Source organism: Kitasatospora sp. NPDC043949 (genome assembly GCF_056435365.1).
Genome location: NZ_JBWKEQ010000015.1, coordinates 7,048 through 26,114, shown reverse-complemented (window position 1 = coordinate 26,114; position 19,067 = coordinate 7,048). Strand labels below are relative to the sequence as shown.

20 protein-coding genes are annotated in these 19,067 nt (G+C 73.8%); 6 read left to right on the top strand and 14 right to left on the bottom strand.

Features of this window, described 5'->3' with window-relative positions; translation table 11 throughout:
- Positions 1–67 precede the first annotated feature (67 nt).
- The 9 genes from AC07AL_RS14810 to AC07AL_RS14770 form a co-directional block, all read right to left on the bottom strand.
- Positions 68–766, bottom strand: coding sequence for a class F sortase (locus AC07AL_RS14810; RefSeq protein WP_363585988.1), 699 nt, complete (start codon positions 764–766; stop codon positions 68–70).
- A gap of 168 nt (positions 767–934) precedes the next feature.
- Positions 935–1,528, bottom strand: coding sequence for a hypothetical protein (locus tag AC07AL_RS14805; RefSeq protein ID WP_363585989.1), 594 nt, complete (start codon positions 1,526–1,528; stop codon positions 935–937).
- 521 nt (positions 1,529–2,049) lie between these two features.
- Positions 2,050–2,370, bottom strand: a complete 321-nt coding sequence (locus AC07AL_RS14800) for a TcmI family type II polyketide cyclase (protein WP_063351612.1) — start codon at positions 2,368–2,370, stop codon at positions 2,050–2,052.
- Positions 2,371–2,375: 5 nt separating this feature from the next.
- Positions 2,376–2,831 (bottom strand): SRPBCC family protein, encoded by a 456-nt coding sequence (locus tag AC07AL_RS14795; protein WP_363585990.1) that lies wholly within the window; start codon positions 2,829–2,831, stop codon positions 2,376–2,378.
- Between the two features lies 1 nt (position 2,832).
- On the bottom strand, positions 2,833–3,096 hold the full coding sequence (locus AC07AL_RS14790) for an acyl carrier protein (RefSeq protein ID WP_363585991.1): 264 nt from the start codon (positions 3,094–3,096) through the stop codon (positions 2,833–2,835).
- Between the two features lie 34 nt (positions 3,097–3,130).
- Positions 3,131–4,372, bottom strand: a complete 1,242-nt coding sequence (locus tag AC07AL_RS14785; protein ID WP_363585992.1) for a beta-ketoacyl synthase N-terminal-like domain-containing protein — start codon at positions 4,370–4,372, stop codon at positions 3,131–3,133.
- Positions 4,373–4,377: 5 nt separating this feature from the next.
- Positions 4,378–5,634 (bottom strand): beta-ketoacyl-[acyl-carrier-protein] synthase family protein, encoded by a 1,257-nt coding sequence (locus tag AC07AL_RS14780; protein WP_363585993.1) that lies wholly within the window; start codon positions 5,632–5,634, stop codon positions 4,378–4,380.
- On the bottom strand, positions 5,631–6,056 hold the full coding sequence (locus AC07AL_RS14775; protein ID WP_350879141.1) for a cupin domain-containing protein: 426 nt from the start codon (positions 6,054–6,056) through the stop codon (positions 5,631–5,633). Before AC07AL_RS14775 ends, AC07AL_RS14780 begins: the two co-directional genes overlap by 4 nt.
- A gap of 32 nt (positions 6,057–6,088) precedes the next feature.
- Complete coding sequence (locus tag AC07AL_RS14770; protein ID WP_363585994.1) at positions 6,089–7,255, bottom strand: SchA/CurD-like domain-containing protein; 1,167 nt, start codon at positions 7,253–7,255, stop codon at positions 6,089–6,091.
- 302 nt (positions 7,256–7,557) lie between these two features.
- On the opposite strand from AC07AL_RS14770, the gene AC07AL_RS14765 reads away from it, so the two are divergent.
- Positions 7,558–9,183, top strand: coding sequence for an FAD-dependent oxidoreductase (locus AC07AL_RS14765; protein ID WP_478317602.1), 1,626 nt, complete (start codon positions 7,558–7,560; stop codon positions 9,181–9,183).
- A 103-nt stretch (positions 9,184–9,286) separates the two neighbouring features.
- Here AC07AL_RS14765 and AC07AL_RS14760 read toward each other — a convergent pair whose 3' ends face one another.
- The 3 genes from AC07AL_RS14760 to AC07AL_RS14750 form a co-directional block, all read right to left on the bottom strand.
- Complete coding sequence (locus AC07AL_RS14760) at positions 9,287–10,210, bottom strand: serine/threonine dehydratase (RefSeq protein ID WP_363585996.1); 924 nt, start codon at positions 10,208–10,210, stop codon at positions 9,287–9,289.
- Between the two features lie 137 nt (positions 10,211–10,347).
- Positions 10,348–10,674, bottom strand: coding sequence for a hypothetical protein (locus AC07AL_RS14755; protein WP_363585997.1), 327 nt, complete (start codon positions 10,672–10,674; stop codon positions 10,348–10,350).
- Positions 10,671–10,976, bottom strand: a complete 306-nt coding sequence (locus AC07AL_RS14750) for an SAV_915 family protein (RefSeq protein ID WP_363585998.1) — start codon at positions 10,974–10,976, stop codon at positions 10,671–10,673. The genes AC07AL_RS14755 and AC07AL_RS14750 overlap by 4 nt, the downstream gene beginning before the upstream one ends.
- Before the next feature lie 236 nt (positions 10,977–11,212).
- On the opposite strand from AC07AL_RS14750, the gene AC07AL_RS14745 reads away from it, so the two are divergent.
- The 4 genes from AC07AL_RS14745 to AC07AL_RS14730 all read left to right on the top strand — a co-directional run bounded on the left by AC07AL_RS14745 (position 11,213) and on the right by AC07AL_RS14730 (position 16,011).
- Positions 11,213–11,641 (top strand): helix-turn-helix domain-containing protein, encoded by a 429-nt coding sequence (locus AC07AL_RS14745; RefSeq protein ID WP_363585999.1) that lies wholly within the window; start codon positions 11,213–11,215, stop codon positions 11,639–11,641.
- A 94-nt stretch (positions 11,642–11,735) separates the two neighbouring features.
- Positions 11,736–12,092: a DUF4180 domain-containing protein gene (locus AC07AL_RS14740; protein ID WP_363586000.1), complete on the top strand. Its 357-nt coding sequence runs from the start codon at positions 11,736–11,738 to the stop codon at positions 12,090–12,092.
- Between the two features lie 165 nt (positions 12,093–12,257).
- Complete coding sequence (locus AC07AL_RS14735) at positions 12,258–14,480, top strand: NADP-dependent isocitrate dehydrogenase (RefSeq protein ID WP_363586001.1); 2,223 nt, start codon at positions 12,258–12,260, stop codon at positions 14,478–14,480.
- Between the two features lie 244 nt (positions 14,481–14,724).
- Complete coding sequence (locus AC07AL_RS14730) at positions 14,725–16,011, top strand: RICIN domain-containing protein (protein WP_478317601.1); 1,287 nt, start codon at positions 14,725–14,727, stop codon at positions 16,009–16,011.
- A 29-nt stretch (positions 16,012–16,040) separates the two neighbouring features.
- On the opposite strand, the gene AC07AL_RS14725 is transcribed toward AC07AL_RS14730, so the two are convergent.
- Positions 16,041–16,673 (bottom strand): YdcF family protein, encoded by a 633-nt coding sequence (locus tag AC07AL_RS14725; protein WP_478317600.1) that lies wholly within the window; start codon positions 16,671–16,673, stop codon positions 16,041–16,043.
- Between the two features lie 67 nt (positions 16,674–16,740).
- Positions 16,741–17,754: a cytochrome c oxidase assembly protein gene (locus tag AC07AL_RS14720; RefSeq protein WP_363586004.1), complete on the bottom strand. Its 1,014-nt coding sequence runs from the start codon at positions 17,752–17,754 to the stop codon at positions 16,741–16,743.
- A gap of 232 nt (positions 17,755–17,986) precedes the next feature.
- Here AC07AL_RS14720 and AC07AL_RS14715 point away from each other — a divergent pair.
- Positions 17,987–19,067 (top strand): NAD-dependent epimerase/dehydratase family protein (locus AC07AL_RS14715; protein ID WP_478317599.1); only part of this gene is annotated, 1,081 nt, incomplete at its 3' end.

Sequence of the window (19,067 nt, the reverse complement as noted above, 5' to 3'; positions counted from 1 at the left end):
ACCGGCCCCCACGCGAACGACCGCCGTCCCCCCGGGAGTTGGGGGCGGCGGTCGTTCGCGTTGCCGGTCAGGCCGGGTGCGAGGAGTCCAGGTGCGCGAAGACCACCACGTTGTCCGAGTAGTCCTTCTGGCCCTTGTCGTACGCACCGCCGCAGGTGATCAGCCGCAGCTGGGCGTCGGGCGTCTGGCCGTACACCTTGTCGTCCGGGAAGGCGTTCTTGGGGAAGGCTTCCACCGAGTCCACCGAGAACACCGCGACCGTGCCGTCCGCGCGTTCCACCTCGATCTGCTGGTCCGGTTGCATCTGGCTCAGCATCACGAACACCGCCGGGCCCGTGGTGGTGTCCACGTGCCCGGCGACCACCGAGCTGCCGAGCTCGCCCGGGGAGACGCCGTCCCGGTACCAGCCGACCAGGTTGTCGTCGTCCGGCGGCGGCGCGGTGAGCTGGCCCTCCGGATCGAGCGTCAGCTCGGTGAACGGGGCGTCGACGCCGATCTGCGGGATCCGCAGCCGGGTCGGATTGGCGCGGCCCAGCGACGGTGGCGCGGGGGCCGGGTCCTCGGCGGCCTCCGCAGGGGCCTCCGCGGGGGCGTCCGCGGGGGTGGTGGCCGGTGCGGACGGGCGGGGGGTGGCCGGCGCGACGATCGCCGGGGGACGGGTCATGCGGGACGCCGAGTTGGCTCTCGGCGTGGTGTCGACCGAGTTGTACATCAGCAGCAGGCCGACCGCCGCCGCACCGATGCCGGTGCGCAGCAGTCGGGACATTCCAGGGACGGGACCGCCCATCGCTCCTCTTTCTCCATTCCCATGCGCAGCCGGGCCGGTGGCGGCCCGAAAAAGTCCGAAAGGTCCAGAAGGTCCAAAACGACCCGCCGCCCCCGTGCGCGCCGCCCTGGTGGGGAGGCGCGTGGGGGCGGCGTCAGATGCCGGACGTCAGATGGTGGCGCCGGTGTTGCGGCGGTTGCGGCGCAGCGCGTACGCGCCGGCCCCGAGGCCGCCGATCAGCAGGACGGCACCGGAGGCGAGGCCGCCACCGGACAGCGTGGTGCCGGTCTCGGCCACGGCCAGGCCGCCACCGCCGGCGTGCACGCCGCCGTGCGGGCCCTTGCGGCCGTGCTCGCCACCGCGGCCGTGCTCGCCGCCCCGGCCCTCGCCGCCCTTGTCGCCGCCGCGGCCCTCGCCGCCCTTGTCGCCGCCGCGGCCGTGCTCGTCGCCACGGCCCTCGCCACGGCCGTGCTCGTCGCCACGACCTTCGCCACGGCCGTGCTCGTCGCCACGACCCTCGCCGCGGCCGTGCTCGTCGCCACGGCCTTCGCCACGGCCGTGCTCGTCGCCACGACCCTCGCCGCGGCCGTGCTCGTCGCCACGGTCGTCGCCACGGCCGTGCTCGTCGCCGCGGTCGGACTGGTCCTGCGAGGTGAGGCTCTTCGCCTGGTCGGCGGAGCCGTCGGCGAAGGCCATGGGGGTGCCGACGGTGAGAACGGCGGCGACAGCCGCCCCGGCGAGCAGAGTGCGTGCAGAACGCATGAGGTTGATCCTTCCGATACACAGGCCCGCGATCGCCGGCACGGCGCCGGACAAGGGAATTCGTGGGAACTGCGTCTGATTCACCGTCAACCACCGCGACGTCCGCCGCCACCGGAGAGTGGCGACTTGGGTACGGACTGTGCTCGATTCGAGTGGAGTCCCGGCCCGGTTCACCCGGGTGCCCCAGTGAGACGGGTGAAAAGGATTCGCGGCGGTCCGGGCCGAGTCGGTCCTGTGCTGACGGCGTGTCGGGCCCGTCCAGAAGGCACTGACGCCGCGTCGGACAAGCCCGGATGGTGCTGACGCGACGTCGGGCAGGCCCGGGATGGCACTGACACCGCGTCGGGCGGGCTCGGATGGTGCTGACGTGCCGTCGGGCGGACGTGGGCGGCACTGACACCGCGTCGGGCCGGCTCGGACGGTGCTGACGCCACGTCCGGTCGAGCCGGACGCGCACGTGGGCCCGCCCCCGGCGGATGGCCGGGGGCGGGCCCAGGACGAGCGGGACGGGTGGGACGGGGTCAGCGGTCCCAGCGGTAGAACTCGTGCGCCATGGCGTCCTTCGGCTCGCGCCAGGTGGCCGGGTCGTAGGCCTGGACGAAGGCGGTCAACTGGTCACTGACGGACCGGAACTCCGGGTGGCCGATGACCTTGGCGACGGCCGGGCCCGGCGGGCGGTCGGCCTCGATGAGGTGCAGGTAGACGTCGCCGAACTGGAACAGGCTGCGGCCGGTGACGCCGATCAGGTGCGGCAGTTCGCCCTGGTCGGACGTGGCGAACACCTCGGCGATGTCCGGTGCGGCCTCGGGCTTCATCCGGGCGACGATCAGGGCGCGGTGCATTCCGGTCACCGCTCCGCCGCCCGCTTCTCGACCTTCTCGCGGATCAGCTCCAGTTGGATCCGGGAGTTGCGGTTGATGTGGTTGACCATGCCGTGGTCGTCGACCGGGGCGGTGGGCTTCATCGCGAAGTCCTGGATCCAGCGCATCCTCGTCCCGGCCGGGACCTCGGCGTACTCCCAGCGGATGTCCATGAACTCGAACGGGCCGGGCTCGACCCGGCGGGCGCGCACCGCGAGCGAGGACTTGTCGGTGGTGCGCTCGGAGACCCAGCTCCACACCTGGCCGTTCTCGTCCGGGTGCATGGTGAGCCGGAAGCGGACGCTGTCGCCGTCGCGCTCCAGCACGTCCACCGAGGCGTACTCGCTGAAGAGGTCCGGCCAGTTCTCCAGGTCGTTGGTGATCTCCCAGACCAGGTCGAGGGGGGCGGCGATGACGATCTCGTTGTCGGTGTGTCCGGGCATCTCAGGCACCAGCTTTCGGGGAGAGGAAGGAGGTGTTGACGAGCTGCAGGAACTCGGCCGGGGTCTTGGCGGACTCGGCGCCCGAGGTGACCTTGAGGCCGTGCCGGTTCTCCAGTTCGCCGACGACGCCGAGCAGGCCGAGCGAGTCGACGCCGAACTCGTCGAACTGCGCGCCCGGGCGCTCCAGGTGCAGCGGGTCGACGGTGACGCCGGCCCGGGCCTGGATCAGGGCGGCCAGCTCGTGATAGCTGAGGGTGTTGCTCACGGGATGTCCCTTCGGTGGAGTTGCGGGTGCGGATTCAGGGCCGGTCTCCGCACCGGAGCACCAGTGCGGAGTTGGAACCCATCAGCCCGCGGCTGAGCACCAGTGCGGTGCGCAGTTCGGCCGGACGGGCGCGGCCGGTCACCAGGGCGAGGTCGTGGCTGACCTCGGTGACGTTCGGGGTGGGCGGCAGCACGCCGTCCTCCATGGCCAGGACGGCGGCCGCCACGTCCAGCATCGGCGCGCCGCAGTAGGCCCGTCCGGTGCCGGACTTGGGGGCGGTGACCGGGACGCGTTCGGCCGCCGGGCCGAGCGCGTCGGCCAGTGCGAGCGCCTCGGCCCGGTCGGCGGCCGGAACGCCGAGCGCGTCCGCGAAGACCACGTCGATCTCCTCGGGCGCGATCCTGGCCTCGTCCAGGGCGATGCGGATCGCGGCGGCCAGCCCCTCGCGGGACTCCTCCCAGCGGGAGGCCCCGGTGAAGGTGGAGCCGTGTCCGGCCAGGTGGGCCCGGACGGCGGCGCCGCGCAGCCGGGCCGCCTGCTCGTCCTCCAGCAGCAGCATCGCGCCGCCCTCGGCGGGGGCGAAGCCGCAGGCCTGCGCGGTGAACGGCAGATAGGCCCGGTCGGGCTGCCCGGCGAGGCTGACCTCCGGGTAGCCGAGCTGGCAGACCATCGAGTACGGCGCCAACGGTGCCTCGGCGGCGCCGGCCACCACCGCGTCGGTGCCGCGCTCGATCGTGCGGGCCGCGTGCGCGAGCGCGTCCAGGCCGCCGGCCTCGTCGCTGGCGACCACCCCGCACGGACCCTTGTAGCCGCCGCGGATCGAGATCTGGCCGGTGCTGGCGGCGTAGAACCAGGCGATGGACTGGTACGGGCCGACGAACTGCGGCCCCTTGCCCCAGAGCTGCTGGAGCTCGCGCTGGCCGAACTCGCCGCCGCCGGAGCCGGCCGCGGTCACCACCCCGACCGCGAAGGGATGCTCGGGGTCGGGGTGGAATCCGGCGTCCGCCACCGCCAGGTCGGCGGCGGCCATCGCGTAGTGCGTGAACCGGTCGGTCTGCACCAGGTACCGGCTGTCGATCGCGGCCCGCGGGTCGAAGTCCCGCACCTGGCCGGCGACGCGCAGCGGCAGCCCGTCGCAGCCCTCGCGGGTGATCCGGTCGAGGACGCTCACGCCCTGCCTGGTGGCCTTCCAGAAGGCGTCGGCCCCAACGCCGTTCGGCGCCACCACGCCGAGGCCGGTGACCACCGCCCGGCGGCCCTGCTGACGTGACGTCATGACACTCACCCCGTTCTGTTGAGCACGACGGCGGACTGGAATCCGCCGAATCCGCTGCCGACCGAGAGGATGTGGCTCAGCGGCAGCTCGCGCGCGGTGCGCGGCACGTAGTCGAGGTCGCACTCCGGGTCCGGAGTCTCGTAGTTGGCGGTCGGCGGCACCACGCCGTGGGCCAGCGCCAGGGTGCAGGCGACCACCTCGATGGCGCCGATCGCGCCGAGCGAGTGCCCGACCATCGACTTGATGGAGCTCATCGGCGTCCGGTAGGCGTGGGCGCCGAGCGAGCGCTTGACGGCGGCGGTCTCGTGCCGGTCGTTCTGCTTGGTGCCCGAACCGTGCGCGTTGACGTAGCCGACGTCGGTGCGGTCCACCCGGGCGTGGGCGAGCGCGTCGTCGATCGCCCGGGACATCTCCAGCCCCTCCTGGGTGAGGCCGGTCATGTGGTAGGCGTTGCCGAAGGTGGCGAAGCCGCCGATCTCGCCGTAGATCCGGGCGCCGCGGCGGCGGGCGTGCTCCAGTTCCTCCAGCACCAGGACGGCGCCGCCCTCGCCGAGGACGAAGCCGTCCCGGTGGGCGTCGAAGGGCCGGGAGGCGTGCTCCGGGTCGTCGTTGCGCTCGCTGGTGGCCTTGATGGCGTCGAAGCAGGCGACGGTGATCGGCGAGATCGGCGAGTCGGAGGCGCCGGCGATGCAGATGTCGGCGCGCCCCTCCTCGACGGCCTGGAAGCCGTAGCCGATCGCGTCGAGGCCGGAGGTGCAGCCGGTGGAGACGGTCTGCACCGGGCCGTGCGCGCCGGTGCGCTCGGCGACCGTGGAGGCCAGCGTGCTGGGCGCGAAGGCCCGGTGCAGCTGCGGATCGGCCCGCTGGTGGTCGACGTCCCAGCGGGCGCCGCCGGCGCTGACCAGGGCGTAGTCGTGCTCCAGCCGGGTGGTGCCGCCGACGGCGGTGCCGAGCGAGACGGCGATCCGCCACGGGTCCTCGGCGGCCAGGTCCAGGCCCGCGTCGGCGATCGCCTCGTCCGCCGCGACCATCGCGAACTGCACGTAGCGGTCGGCCCGCTGGACGTCCGCTGGGCCCAGCCCGTGGGCCGCCGGGTCGAAGTCGACCTCGGCGGCGATCCGGGAGCGGAACCCGGTGGGGTCGAAGAGCGTGATGCCCCGGGTGGCGGTGCGGCCGGAGGTGAGGAGCTCCCAGAACGCCGGGACCCCGACCCCGCCGGGCGCGACGACGCCGATCCCGGTGACGGCGACGCGCCGGGTCACGAGGCCACCTTGGCGTGTTCCGGCGGCCCGGCGGCGCCGGTCTCCTCGGTGTCCACGTGGCCGAGTTCGGGGCGGGGGGCGAGCGGGCCGAGGTGGAACACCATCCGGGCCTCGGTGTCGCCGACGTTGCGGAAGCGGTGGCGCATGTTGATCGGGATCATCAGGCCCTGGTTGGGCCTGATCGGACGGCTCTCGCCGTCCAGGTCCACCTCCAGGTCGCCGCTGACCACGAACACGAACTCCTCGGAGTACGGGTGGTAGTGCTCGCCGATCCGCTCACCGGGCTGGACGATTGCCAGCCCCATGAACCCGCTGGTCGCCCCGCAGGTGGTCGGGGTGAGCATGGCGCGCAGGTCGCCGCCGCGCCGACGGTTCTCCGGTGCCTCGTCGACGTGCACGATCCGTGGGTACTGCGTGGTCATGGTGTCTTCCTCCGAGAGATGCGGCTGGTTCTTCAGTTGTCCTGCGAGCTGCGGTCGGTGACCGGGCTCATGGCGCGGGCGGCCAGGGCGGCGGCGAGTCCGGTGGAGGTGCGCAGGTCGCCCTGCGGGCCGAGGTCGAGCAGTCGGCCGAGTGCGGCGGCCTCCTGGTCGCCCGCCACGCCGAGGGCGGCCGCCGGGTCGGCCTCGGCCGGCACCCGCAGGTCGACCAGGCGCACCACCACGTCCGCCCGGTGGAACACGGTGCTGGCCGCGACCGGGCCGGTCGGGTCGGCGGTGGCGAGGTTGTCGTAGTCGGCGAGCAGCTCGGCGACGGCCTGCCCCTCGCCCGGGCGGACGGGGTACAGCACGGCGTGCCGGTGCAGCCGGGCGGAGGTCGGGGAGCTGGCGATCGCCTGGTGCTTCGCCGGCAGCGCGGCCCGGGCGAAGAAGGCGCGCGCGGCCTGCGGGTCGCCCAGCTGGCGGGCCTCCTCCAGGTACGGGTTGATCGCCTCCTCGACGGCCCGCACCTCCGGCTGCATCGCCACGTGGCGCAGCGCGTCGCCGAGGTTGCCGACCACCTCGACGGCCCGGACCACCCGGTTGCCGTGCATGAACAGCGAGGTGCGGTGCAGCCGGGTGTGCTCGTCCACCTCGGCCCGGGGCGAGGCGTAGCCGGACAGGATCCGGGCCACCTCGTGCTCGCTGCCGGGCTTGACCGTGAAGGTGAGCGCGTGCCGGACCACGCCGTCCGGGCCGGGCTCGGCCTTCGGCGGGCCGACGTGCCCGGCGGGCTCGGTGCGCGGCAGGCCGGGCGGCACCTCCAGGGGGGCCCGGGTGCCGGTGGAGCCGGCCGCCGAGGTCTCGCGCAGGATGCCGTAGCGCAGCGAGCGGAAGTTGTCGCTGACGCAGCCGTGCATCGGCTTGACCATCTCGCGGTGGGCGGGGCTGTCCACCCACTCCAGGAAGGTGTCCTGGTCCTCCCACTCGCTGGTGATCAGCCACTGGCGGGGGTCGTTGATCGACTGGCACAGCTGGTCGCTGACATGGCCGGGCACCGAGGCCACCTGGTGGCGCAGCTGCTCGTAGACGTCGAGGAAGCGCTGCTGGGCGCCGTCCTGGATCTCCAGCATCAGTACCACCCGGAGCCGGGTGTCGGAGTCGGCCTGCTGCTTCCGCTGCGGTTCGGACAGAGTTGTCATGATCCACTTTCTGCTCTGGGCCGCACGTTGCGGGCCGCGGTGGGCCGCGTCCGGGGGGTGCTCCCGGCTTGGGAGGGCGGTGCGACGGCGATCGGCCCGGTCGGTCGGCGCCAGGCCTGAAGTCGATCGTGAGCGGCGTACCGGGGTGCCGCGATATTTGCGGGCCATCCGGGGGAAGAGGCGGCACAAGCACCCTCGGGCGGGGGATGGAAGAGCGGGGCCCCCGGCCGTGCGGCCCCCTCGACGGCGGCCCCGACCCCAGGCGCCGGTCCGCTGAATCCCCTGACAGGGTGGAGCAATTGATGAATCCGAAGGTTGACGACCGGGTGCCGGTCCTGATCGTGGGAGGGTCGCTGGTCGGGCTGTCGGCCTCGCTCTTCCTCGGCCGACTGGGTGTCAGGCACCTGCTGGTCGAGAAGCACGCCGACACCTCGCATCACCCGCGTGGCCGAGGCAACAACGTCCGCACGATGGAGCTGTACCGGGTGGCCGGGATCGAGCCGGCGATCCGCGAGGCGGCGTCGGTCCTCGCCCCGAACCACGGCATCCTCCAGGCGCCCTCGCTGACCGGCACCGAGCAGGAGTGGCTGTTCCGGGAGATCGACCCCGGCGGGCGGCTCGCCCGGTTCAGCCCCAGCTCGTGGTGCCTGTGCAGCCAGAACGACCTGGAGCCGGTGCTGCTGCGCGCCACCCGCGACCTCGGCGGCGACGTCCGCTTCAACACCGAGCTGGTCTCCTTCGAGCAGGACGCCGAGGGCGTCACCTCGGTGCTGCGCAGCCGGGAGACCGGCGAGGAGCGCCGGGTGCGCTCGGACTACCTGATCGCCGCGGACGGCCCGCGCAGCCCGGCCCGCGAGCGCCTGGGCATCGGCCAGAGCGGCCAGGGCGAGCTGTTCCACAACGTCAGCATCACCTTCCGCGCCAAGCGGCTGGCCGACGTGGTCGGGGACCGGCACTTCATCGCCTGCTACCTGACCAACCCGGAGGCGGACGGCGCGCTGCTGCCGGTGGACAACCAGGAGGAGTGGGTCTTCCACGCGCCCTGGCACCCCGAGCACGGTGAGCCGCTGGAGGCGTTCACCGACGAGCGCTGCGAGCGGCACATCCGCACCGCCGTCGGCCTGCCGGAGCTCGACGTCGAGGTGACCGGCCGGGCGCCCTGGCACGCCGCCGAGCGGGTGGCCGAGCGGTACGGCGCCGGGCGGGTCTTCCTCGCCGGGGACTCCGCGCACGAGATGTCGCCGACCGGCGCGTTCGGCTCGAACACCGGCATCCAGGACGCGCACAACCTGGCCTGGAAGCTCGCCGCGGTGCTCTGCGGGTGGGCCGGGCCGGAGCTGCTGGAGACGTACGGGCAGGAGCGCCGCCCGGTCGCGCAGGTGACCAGCGAGCGCGCCTCGGCCCGCTCGGCCGAGCACAGCCACCCCGGGTACGCGGTGGTGCCGGGTGCCGGGCGGCAGACCGGGGTGCTCGGGGTGGCGCTCGGCTACCGCTACCCGGTGGGCGCGGTGATCGGGACGGACCCGGCGGGCGCGGTCGTCCCCGAGAAGTTCGAGTCGGCCGGGGAGCCGGGCAGCCGGGCCCCGCACCAGTGGCTGCTGCGGGCGGGCGTGCGCCTGTCCACGCTGGACCTGTACGAGCAGGCGATGGTGCTGCTCACCGGCCCCGAGGGCGCGGCCTGGCAGGCCGGGGCGCGGCGGGCGGCCGACCGGCTGGCCGTCCCGTTGGACGCCTACCGGATCGGCGGCGGCGCCGAGGACGACCTGGCGTCGGAGCCGGGCGCGGACTTCGCGGAGCTGCACGGGATTGGCCCGGCCGGCGCCGTGCTGGTCCGGCCGGACGGCTTCGTCGCCTGGCGCTCGACGGGCGCGGCGGACGACCCGGAGGCGGAGGTCGCCGGGGCCCTGCGGACGGTGCTGAGCCTGTAGCGCCCGGCCGACAACGGGACCTGCCCGCCGGTTTCCCAACCGGCGGGCAGGTCTTCGTGCTTGACGACGGATCCGGCCAAAGCCGCCGTCCGGGGGCCGTCGGTCAGGGGGTGGCGAGGTCGGACGGGTCGGTGTTGGCGCCGCACAGGAGGACGGCGACCCGCTCGCCCTCCGCGTGGTCGAGGGCCGCCAGGGCGGTGGAGGCCGCGTACTCGACGGCGATGCGGCGGTCCTCCCAGAGCCGGCGGCGGGCACGCACGATGGCCTCGTCGTCGACCAGAACGGACCGGACGCCCTCGTGGCGGGCGGCGTGGACGGCGAGGGCGGTGGCGCGGCGGGCGCCGAGGGCGTCCTGGGCCACGGAGGACACCGGGACGTCGACGGGGTGGCCGGCGGCGAGGGCGGCGTGCAGGGCCCGGCTACCCTCCGGCTCCACCGCGACCACCCGGACGCCGTGCTCGCGGGCCGCGACGGCCACCCCGGCGAACAGCCCGCCGCCGCCGACCGACACCACCACCGTGTCCAGCCCGGGGACCCGGGCGCGGATCTCCTCCAGCACGGTGCCCGCGCCGGCGGCGATCAGCGGGTGGTCGTAGGCGTGCGAGGCCAGCGCCCCGCTGCCCGCCGCGAACTCCTCGCAGGCCGCCAGCGCCTCCGCGTACTCCCGGCCGACCAGCCGCACGTCGGCGCCGTACGAGCGCAGCCGCGCCAGCTTCACCGGGGAGGCCGTCTCGGGCAGGAACACCGTGGCGCGCACGCCGAGCTCGCGCGCGGCCCAGGCGCAGGCCAGCCCGGCGTTGCCGCCCGAGGCGATGGTGACCCCGGCCTCCGGCAGGGTGCCCGCCTCGGCGTGCGCGAGCAGGAAGTTCTGCGCACCGCGCGCCTTGAAGCTGCCGGTGTGCTGAAGGAACTCCAGCGCCAGCCAGGTCCGCCCGCGGTCGTCCCCGGGGGCGACCGCGACCGGCCGCACCCTCCCGGCGATCCGCTCGCCGGCGGCCTTGACCTCGTCGTACGTCAATCGGTCCATCGTGCCTGCTCCTCAAGCCGGGTGCGTCGCCTCTGGGCTTGACGGTACGTCGCGGGCGCGGGACGAGGAAATGATCACGGTCGGACGGCACCGGGGCGGGGCCCTGGCGCCGTCCGACCGGGGAGCGAGGAGGAGGCCTAGGGGACCGGGCGGAGGGTGACGGGTCTGGGGGTGAGGGCGCGCAGCACCAGGTCGATCCTGACCTTGGCGGCCCCGGCGCGCTGGAGGGCGGTGGCGACCGCCCGCAGTTCCTCGGGGCCGGTGCAGGCGAGGCGGAGCTCCAGGTCGGCGTCGCCGGCGAGGGAGAGTCCGCCCTGGACGGCCGGGTGCTCGGCCGCCAGCCGGTCGAAGTCGAGCGGGACCGGCCCGTAGCTGACCCGGGCGAGCGCGTGCAGCGCCCGGGCCGGCTCAGGTGGTTCCGGTTCGGGGTCCGGGTCCTCGGGGACCAGCTGGAGGGCGGTCACCGGTGCTGGAGCTGTGCGGTCGGGACGGGGGCGAGCGGGGCGGCGGGTGCGGTGACGGGCGGGGCGACCAGGCGCGGGTCGAGGACGAGGGTGTCGATGCCGAGCGGGGCGGTGAGCGCGCGAAGGGCGGGTTCACCGAGTTCGGTGAAGGCCTGGTCCGGCCCGAAGAGGGCGGCGAGCGACTCGGGGCTGGAGAAGCCGACGGCGCAGCGGCGGCCGTCGCGCAGGCGGAAGAGGCGGAGGGCGGTGGTGGTGCCGGTACCGGAGACGGTGACCGGAACGTGCCAGACGACGCGGGCCATGCGAGTGCTCCCGGGTGGGGTGGTGGTGCCTGCCGGAACTGCTGCTTCGACGCTAGGCCGGGTTCCGCCGGGCGTCGCCGGTCCTGACGCGGCGTTGACCGAATGGGTGGGTGCGTTGACGCACCCCTGACGGTCGGTTCACCCGAGTGGACTAAACCACTCCCTATCATTACGTAAACATCCCTATCGGATGGTATGTTTCCTGCGGATGAGGGCGTTCGAGAGGATGGTCGCAGGTGGCGCAGTACTACTCGGTGGAACAGGTGGCCGAACTGCTCGGCCTGCACGTGCGCACCGTCCGCGGTTACATCCGCGACGGCCGGCTCGTCGCGGCCAGGATCGGCAAGCAGTACCGGATCGCCCGTGCGGACCTGGAGGCCTTCACCGGCGCCCCGGCCGCCCCGCCCGCGCCCGGCGCCGGCGCGCGGCGGGCCGAGGTGTCCGCCGTCGTCCGGATCGAGAACGTCGACCGGGCCGCCGCCGACCGGCTGTCCACCGCCGTTATGGCCGCGATCGCCGGCCCGCGCGAGGGCGGCCGGCCGCTGCACGTCGAGACCATCCACGACGAGGAGCGGGAGACCCTGCGGCTCGTCGTCCTCGGCGATCCGGCCGACACCGCCGCGCTGCTCGGCATCGTCCACACGATGACCTCGTCCATGCACTGACGCCGACCGCGTCGGATGGCGTCGGTCACACCGAATCCGCATCGGGATCCGCATCGGGTCCATATCGGATCCACATCGACCAGGGAGAACGGCAATGTCCGAGCAGTACGGCACGACGGTCCTGCGGCTGCCCGCCGAGGGCGCGCCGATCCGCGAGGAGCAGGACGCCATGGACGTGATCGGCGACGCGTTCGGCCGCGGTGCCTCCTGGGTGGTCGTCCCCGTCGCCCGGCTGCACCCGGACTTCTTCACGCTGCGCACCCGGGTCGCCGGCGGCATCGTGCAGAAGTTCGTCAACTACCGCGTCGGCCTCGTGGTCCTCGGCGACATCGCCGACCACGTCGCGGCGAGCGACCCGCTGCGCGACTTCGTCCGGGAGAGCAACCGCGGCCGGCAGCTCTGGTTCCTCGCCGACGAGACGGAGCTGGCGGCCCGGTTCACCGAGGTCTGAGCGTTCTCCGCTTGCCCCGCACCCGCCCCGGGACCACGGTGGAGCTGACCGTCGGCGCGCCCCCGGGGCGCCCGGCGCGCGCTCCGGGGCGGGGGGAGGTGGAGCTAGGGGGCCGTGACGAGATATCTTGACGTCAAGACGTTGGAGACGTGAAGCGGAGTACCGATGACTGACTCGACCATCATCTATACGCACACCGACGAGGCTCCGGCCCTGGCGACCTACTCGTTCCTGCCGGTTGTCCAGGCATACGCCTCGACGGCGGGTGTGCGCGTGGAGACCCGCGACATCTCCCTGGCCGGGCGGATCATCGCGAGCTTCCCGGAGCGTCTCGCCGAGGGCCAGCGGATCGAGGACGCCCTCGCCGAGCTGGGCGACCTCGCCAAGACCCCGGGCGCCAACATCATCAAGCTGCCGAACATCTCGGCGTCCATCCCGCAGCTGAAGGCCGCCGTCGCCGAGCTGCAGGCGCAGGGCTACGCGCTCCCGGACTACCCGGACGACCCGCAGACCGACGAGGACAAGGACGTCCGCGCCCGTTACGACAAGGTCAAGGGCAGCGCCGTCAACCCCGTCCTGCGCGAGGGCAACTCGGACCGCCGCGCCCCGGGCTCGGTGAAGAACTACGCCAAGACCCACCCGCACCGCATGGGCGCCTGGTCGGCCGACTCCGAGACCAACGTCGCCACCATGGGCCAGAACGACTTCCGCTCCACCGAGAAGTCCGCCGTGATCGCCGCCGACGGCGCGCTGCGCATCGAGCTGGTCGCCGAGGACGGCAGCGCCACCGTGCTGCGCGAGCGCGTCCCGGTGCTGGCCGGCGAGGTCGTCGACGCCTCGGTGATGCGCGTCGCCGCCCTGCGCGAGTTCCTGACCGCCCAGGTCGAGCGCGCCAAGGCCGAGGGCGTGCTGTTCTCGGTCCACCTCAAGGCCACCATGATGAAGGTCTCCGACCCGATCATCTTCGGCCACGTGGTCCGCGCCTTCTTCCCGAAGACCTTCGCCAAGTACGGCGAGGTGCTGGTCGCCGCCGGTCTGGACCCGAACAACGGCCTCGGCGGCATCCTCAACGGCCTGGACGGCGTGCCGCACCTGGGCGCGGAGATCAAGGCCTCGTTCGAGGCCGAGCTCGCCGAGGGCCCGGCCCTGGCGATGGTCGACTCGGACAAGGGCATCACCAACCTGCACGTCCCGAGCGACGTCATCGTCGACGCCTCGATGCCGGCCATGATCCGCACCTCCGGCCACATGTGGGGCCCGGACGGCCAGGAGGCCGACACCCTCGCCGTGCTGCCCGACAGCAGCTACTCCGGCGTGTACCAGGCCGTCATCGACGACTGCCGCGCCCACGGCGCCCTGGACCCGGCCACCATCGGCTCCGTGCCGAACGTCGGTCTGATGGCCCAGAAGGCCGAGGAGTACGGCAGCCACGACAAGACCTTCGAGATCGCCGCGGCCGGCACCGTCCGCCTCGTCGACGCCGAGGGCAACGTGGTGCTGGAGCAGGCCGTCCAGCCGGGCGACATCTTCCGCGCCTGCCAGACCAAGGACCTGCCGATCCAGGACTGGGTCAAGCTGGCCGTCACCCGCGCCCGCGCCACCGGCGACCCGGCGGTGTTCTGGCTGGACGAGAACCGCGCCCACGACGCCGTCCTGATCGAGAAGGTCAAGAAGTACCTGCCGGAGCACGACACCACCGGCCTGCAGATCGAGATCAAGTCCCCGGTCGAGGCCACCACGTTCTCGCTGGAGCGCATCCGCCGCGGCGAGAACACCATCTCGGTGACCGGCAACGTGCTGCGCGACTACCTGACCGACCTGTTCCCGATCCTGGAGCTGGGCACCAGCGCCAAGATGCTGTCGGTCGTCCCGCTGATGGCGGGCGGCGGCCTGTTCGAGACCGGCGCCGGCGGCTCCGCCCCGAAGCACGTCCAGCAGCTGGTCAAGGAGAACTACCTGCGCTGGGACAGCCTCGGCGAGTTCTTCGCCCTGGCCGCCAGCTTCGAGCACCTGGCCACCAGCACCGGCAACGCCCGCGCCCAGGTGCTGGCCGACACCCTGGACCGCGCCACCGGCACCTTCCTCAACGAGGACAAGTCGCCGAGCCGCCGCCTCGGCGGCATCGACAACCGCGGCAGCCACTTCTACCTGGCCCTGTACTGGGCCCAGGAGCTGGCCCAGCAGACCGCCGACGCCGAGCTGGCCCAGGCGTTCGAGGGCCTGGCCAAGGCGCTCGGCGAGCAGGAGACGACCATCGTCGACGAGCTGATCGCTGTGCAGGGCTCGCCGGTCGACCTCGGCGGCTACTACCAGCCGGACCCGGCCAAGGCCGCGGCGGTGATGCGCCCGTCCAAGACCTTCAACGAGGCGCTCGCCAACCTCGCCTGATCCCAGGGGAGTCGAAGCACCGGGAGGCTCCCGGGTCCGGTACCGGACCCGGGAGCCTCCGGGCTTTCCGGGCGGCCTCCGCGGCCGCTGCGGGGCCAGCGCGGAGGAAGATCATCAACGGTTCGTCAGGGTGCCGTCAAGATCGCGGGTGGTGCCGGTGAGCGGCCCTAGCATCCGGAGGACCGCTCTCCGCTGCGGATCCGCAGACGGACGCCACCTCGCCGAATGATCGGGGCACTTCAGCATGCGCGCTTCCTCCCGCCGGACGACCAGGGCCACCCAACGGGCCGTCGCCGGCACCCTGTTGGCGGCCCTGGCCTCGACCGGCCTGATGGCCGTGCCGCAGCAGGCCTCGGCGGCGACCGACTGCCCGGGCATCGAGCCGGGCGTCGGCGGGCCCGCCAACATCGGCAACGGCAACTGCTACAGCGCGCTGATCAGCTCCATCGGCGCCATGATCGGGGGCTTCCGCAGCGCGGCCCTCACCGCGCAGGCCGACAACGCGGCGTTCACCCAGGGGATGGCCGGCCAACTGAGCGCCGCCGCACCGGGGTTCAACGTGATGGTGTTCAAGTACGACGGCACCGACCTGTACGACACCCTCTGGTTCCGCAACGTCTACGAGGCGGACATGCGCGGGGTGCTGATCGACCAGACCGTCAAGCTGGAGCACCACGACAGCGAGGGCGGCCCGACCGGCTACGACGACTTCCGGATCTGGGTCTTCGCGGGCGAGTCGACCTTCACCAACAAGGGCGACGGCGGCTACGGGAACTGGGCCTTCGCCGGCAGCGACTCGGACCGGACCGTGACCACCTCCCGGTCCTGCGTGCTGATCCGGTGCTACGACAGCAAGCGGATCATCCACTTCCCGGCCCGCGAGATCCCGGCCGACATCGCGGGGACCCCCGGCACCCCGGGCGTCCCCGTCACCCCCGGCATCCCCGGCACGGTGCCGGGCGTCGGCACGGGTGGTACCGCCACCCCGGGTGTCCCGGCCAAGCCCGGTACGGTGCCTGGCGTCGGCACCGGTGGTACCGCCACCCCGGGTGTCCCGGCCAATCCCGGTACGGTGCCGGGCGTCAGCACCGGCGGCACCGCCACTCCCGGCGTGCCCGCGCACCAGGGCGGCGGTGGCGGCGGTGACGCCGTGACCGGGCTGCTGTACCCCAAGGTGAAGACCGGCCGGGGCCCGGTGGCCACCGGGGCTGCCTCCGGCCCCTCGATCCTCGCCGGCACCAGCGGCCCCAAGAACACCGGCTGGCAGTTCACCGCACTGGGCAACGGCCGCTACAAGATCACCAGCGCCGTGTCCGGCCTCGTGCTGACCGAGAACACCAAGGGCTACGTCGCCGACGCCAAGCCGTGGACCGGCGCCGACGAGCAGAAGTGGCAGCTCGTCGCGCAGGGCGACGGCCAGTACCAGATCCGGATCACCGACCAGGACTGCCTGACCTACGACGAGGACGCCAAGGCCCTGGGCGTCTGGACCTGCAACAGCGGCTGGAACCAGCAGTGGAGGCTCCAGTAGCAGCCGCCGGGCCCGGGGCATAGGTCCGCCTAGCCGAGGAGGACCCCGGTGCCCGCGAGGAGCAGGAGGGCGGCGGCGTTGGCGCGCGGGTAGGCGAGTGCCGTGCCGACCGCCTCCCGCAGCAGTGCGTACGGGCCGTGGGCGAGCAGTCCGTCCGCGGCGACCACCCGGCCGGGGGCGCCGGCCCGGCGGGCGGCGAGCGCGGTGCGGGCGGTGTGGAAGCCGCTGGTGACGACCGTGCACCGGTAGCCGGGCCGTTCGGCGGCCATCAGCGCCGCGCTGAAACGCAGGTTCTCGACGGTGTTCACGGCCCGTTCCTCGCGCCGGATCCGGTCGGCCGGGGCGCCCCGGGCGGTCAGGTAGCGGGCCATCGCGGCGGCCTCGGTGCACTCCTCGTGCGGGCCCTTCCCGCCGGTGACCAGGAGCAGCGGCGTGTGCCCGGCGGCCTCCTCGGCGGCGAAACGTTCCAGCGCGGCCTCCAGCCGGGCCGCCAGCGGCGGGGCGGGCTCGCAGCCGTCCAGGGCGGCGCCGAGGACGACCAGGTAGTCCGCCCCGACGGGGGCGGGGCGGCGCCCCTGCCGCAGCGCGCAGCCGAGGAAGCCGAGCAGCCAGAGCAGGACGTACCCGCCGAGCAGGACGGCGACGATCAGCAGAGCGTGCATACCGTCCGAACGTATACGGCGGAACCCCCGTTCCACAGGGGGTTCCGTGGTACAGGCGGCAGTGGGCTCAGCCGGCGTCGGCCGCCGGGGTGACGGGGGTGACAGCGGCGGCGGGGGCGGCCGGGGCCGCCGGGCGCGGGCCGCGCTTGTGCAGTGAGGCCAGATAGGCGTTGTACGCCTCCAGCTCGGCGTCGCCGCTGCGCTCCTCGGCGCGGTCGGAGCGGCGGGCCTGCCGCTGTTCGGAACGCATCCACTGGTACACCAGCGCGATCAGCACGATCGCGGTCGGGATCTCGCCGAACGCCCAGGTGATGCCGCCGGCCAGCTTCTGGTCCTCCAGGAGGTTGGTGCCCGGTGGCGCGCCCTCCACGGTGAAGGTGGTGACCAGCGGGTGGCTGGCCATCATCACGGCCACGCCGAAGAAGGCGTGGAACGGCATGCCCATGAACAGCTCGATGATCCGCATCACATGGCCGGGGCGGTGCGGGCCCGGGTCCACGCCCATGATCGGCCAGAAGAAGGCCAGACCGGTGAGGAGGAAGTGCACCATCATGAAGATGTGCCCGGCGCGGTACTGCATCAGGAAGTCGAACAACGGGGTGAAGTAGACCCCGTACAGGCTCGCGATGAACATCGGGATGGTGAAGGCCGGGTGCGAGATCACCCGGACGTACCGGCTGTGCAGCAGCGCCACCAGCAGCTCGCGCGGCCCGCGCGGGCGGCCCTTGCCGGTCGGCCGCAGCGCGCGCAGCGCCAGCGTGATCGGGGCGCCCAGCAGCAGCAGGATCGGCGTCAGCATGGACAGCACCATGTGCTGGATCATGTGCGCGCTGAACAGCACCATGCCGTAGTCGTTCAGCCCGGTGCAGGTGACCAGGATCAAGCTGCCGACACCGGCCGCCCAGCCGACCATCCGGCCGATCGGCCAGCGGTCGCCGCGCCGGTGGAGCCGGACCACGCCCGCCGCGTACAGCGCCAGGGCGGCCAGGCCTCCCAGCAGGAACACCCAGTCGGGGGACCAGGTCCAGACGTTGGACAAGGTGAACGGGCCTAGCTGGGTCATCCCGCCGTGGTGGTGCATGCCTGACATTCCGTCGCCCATCGGGGGGCCCTGCTTTCCGTCCTCGTGGCCCCTGGAGGGGGTCCGGTTCGCCCGTTTTGCTTGGCCTACAGCCTAGGTGGGCCTTACCTCGGGCCGTGCCCCGCCCCCTCCGTACGGGTGGCCGCCGGGCGGGTGGCGGCTGGATAGACTGACCGGCCGGTCGACGGCGACACGGGACACGCCGGGACGGCGGGACGGCGAGGGGTGCGGCATGGCGGCGGGACGGCGGCACCCGGAGCGCACCACGGTCGCGCTGACCGGGGCGACCGGCTTCATAGGCTCCGCGGTGCTGGCCGCCCTGACCGCCCGCGGCGCGCGGGTGCGCGCGCTGGCCCGCGAAGTGCCGGACGGGCGCGGCCCGGCCGCCTGGGTGCCGGGAGACCTCGCCGACGGGGCGGCGCTGGCCGCGCTCTGCGAGGGTGCCGACGTCCTGCTCCACCTGGCCTCCCGGGTCTCCGGCGGCGCCGAGGAGTGCGCGGCGGTGAACGTGCGCGGCACCGAGGCGGTGACGGCTGCCGCGACCGGGGCCGGGGTGCGCCGGATCGTCCACCTGTCGACGACCGCGGTGTACGGCGAGGGGCCGCACTCCGGCATCGGGGTCGACGAGGTGCCGGCCGCCCCGGTCTCCGAGGCCAGCCGGACCAGGCTGCTCGGCGAACGCGTCGCGCTGGCGGCCGGTGCCGTCGTGCTGCGGCCCGGCCTGGTGACCGGGACGGGCGACCGCTGGGTGGTGCCCGCGCTGGCCGAACTGGTCCGCCGGGTGCCGGTGCCCTGGGCGGGCGGGAACGCCAGGCTCTCCGTGGTGGACCGCGCCGACCTGGCCCGGCTGATCACCGCGCTCGCCCTGGACGACCACGCCGTCCCGCCCGGCGTCCAGCACGCGAGCCACCCCGACCCGGTCCGGGCCGGCGACCTGCTCGCCGCCCTGGCCGGCCTCGGCCTGTTGCCCGCCCTGCCCGGCGCGGACGGCCCGGACGGCGCGGACGGCCCCGACGCCTCGTGGGACGAATGCCGGCGTCTGCTCGCCGCCACCCCGGGCCGCGTCTCCGAGCGGCAGTTCTCCCTGATCGCCCGCGACCACTGGTACCGGGGGGACGACGTCTGGCGCCTCGCCGCCTGCCCGCCCGGCCCCGGCCCCCTTGCCCGGCTGCCCGCCGCCGCCCCCTGGTACCGCCAGGCGCTGGGGCTCGGGGGGGGGGGGGGGGGGGGGGGGGGGGGGGGGGGGGGGGGGGGGGGGGGGGGGGGGGGGGGTGGGGGGGGGGGGGGGGGGGGGGGGGGGGGGGGGGGTGGGG